Origin of the sequence: Haemophilus sp. HMSC061E01, from assembly GCF_001810345.1 — a bacterium.
Classification (GTDB): Bacteria; Pseudomonadota; Gammaproteobacteria; order Enterobacterales; family Pasteurellaceae; genus Haemophilus_D.
The window spans coordinates 1-1,519 of the sequence record NZ_KV801002.1 but is presented as its reverse complement, the minus strand read 5'-3'; the positions used below and the strand labels follow the sequence as shown (position 1 = coordinate 1,519).

Here is a 1,519-nt window from a genome sequence, read left to right as displayed (position 1 = left end):
AAAGATTTCCAAGCGCAAAGCCAATCTCAATTGAATAAACGAATTAATTATTGTGGCCGACGTGTACCTGAAGAGCTAAGAACCGCATGGTTTAATGGTTTTGATGCAGGCTCAAATGGCGTTCAGATTGATATAGAGGGTTATGATGAGGATGCTCTCTTAACCTATGATTATGACGATGATGATCGTTATAGAGAAGATGACGAAGAATAAAAAAGTGCGGTTAAAATTGATCTGACCCCAAAAAGTTAGACTGTTATTTAAAGGATTGTTTTCGATATTGTATCGGACTCAGTCCTTTTAATTTTAGTTGAATCCGTCGATGATTATAGTAATCCAAATAATCCCTGACAGCATCAACTATCTCTTCTTTTGTTTTAAATTCCCGACCATAAAAACATTCCGTTTTTAATCGCCCAAAGAAACTTTCCATTGTGGCGTTATCTAAGCAATTCCCTTTTCTCGACATACTTTGAATGATGCCATGTTCAGCCAAGATTCGACGATAAGCTACCATTTGATATTGCCATCCCTGGTCTGAATGCAAAATGACACCACAAGCTTTATTTAATCCTTTGACGGCTTGCATTAACATGTCCTCTACTTTCGCCCAGTTTAGGGAATAGCTGAGATTATAGTAGACTACCTCATTGTTAAATAAGTCTAAAATTGGAGATAAATAGACTTTACTCCCATCTTTCGCCTTAAACTCGGTGATATCAGTTACCCATTTTTGTTTCGGGGCCGTTGTACTAAAATCGCGTTCAAGATGATTCGGTGCAATCCCCCCTATCGTGCCTCGATAGGTCGTAAATTTCTTGCTTTTTCTTGACCGCACTTGAAGCCCAAGTGTCTGCATTAAACGTTGGACTTTTTTATGATTCATGCCTAGCAAGCTGGCATGAACACGTCGGTAGCCATAATCAGGATGATTGGCTTTGATGCGTTTAATGGCCTTTTTCAACAACTCATCCTTATCCGGTTTAATTTGAAGTTTCGCAAAAAACGTACTACGCGCTAACTGTGCAAAGCCTAAAAGCCATTTTAACGGATAGCGTGTTCTTAACCTTTGGATAATCTCCGTTGCTCGGCTTCGTCCTGAAGTCTGAGCCTTCTCAACTCCTTTAGGTAGGCCACCTCCGCTTCAAGCTGTAAAATTCTCAGGCGTAAACGGTCTTCTTCAGTTTTGGGTGGTGGTGGCATTTTTGCATATTTGGGTTTCATTGGCGGTCGTCCTGATGGTTTACGGGGAATAAGTCCTTTTATGCCACTTTTTTCAAACCGTTTCAACCATCTCCCGACTAGGGCGTTGGAAGGAATATTGTAAAAACGCGCGGCTTCCCTAATACTCATTTTCTCATTCAAAATAGGTTGAAGAACCTGTAATTTAAATTCGATTGTGTAGTGTTTACCCATAAAAAATCTGCACCTCAATTGCTTGTCATGATAAAGATGGACTGGTACTTAGATGGTTATCGAGTAGGGAAAGATTTCCAAGCGCAAAGCCAATCTCAATTGA

The 1,519-nt window shown here is 40.0% G+C and carries 2 protein-coding genes and 1 pseudogene; 1 reads left to right on the top strand and 2 read right to left on the bottom strand.

Translation table 11 applies throughout. The features are described from left to right. A pseudogene (locus HMPREF2732_RS02710) lies at positions 1-213 on the top strand (hypothetical protein); the annotation flags it as partial. Between the two features lie 43 nt (positions 214-256). On the opposite strand, the gene HMPREF2732_RS02705 reads toward HMPREF2732_RS02710, so the two are convergent. Continuing rightward, positions 257-1,075 carry an IS3 family transposase gene (locus HMPREF2732_RS02705; RefSeq protein WP_261673760.1) on the bottom strand — a complete coding sequence of 273 codons (819 nt, stop codon included), beginning with the start codon at positions 1,073-1,075 and terminating at the stop codon, positions 257-259. Then, positions 1,063-1,416, bottom strand: coding sequence for a helix-turn-helix domain-containing protein (locus tag HMPREF2732_RS02700; protein ID WP_070590897.1), 354 nt, complete (start codon positions 1,414-1,416; stop codon positions 1,063-1,065). The genes HMPREF2732_RS02705 and HMPREF2732_RS02700 overlap by 13 nt, the downstream gene beginning before the upstream one ends. Positions 1,417-1,519 lie beyond the last annotated feature (103 nt).

Coding starts and splice junctions, on each gene's coding strand:
- HMPREF2732_RS02700 (WP_070590897.1), bottom strand. CDS start 1,416: ATGGGTAAACACTACACAATCGAATTTAAATTACAGGTTCTTCAACCT.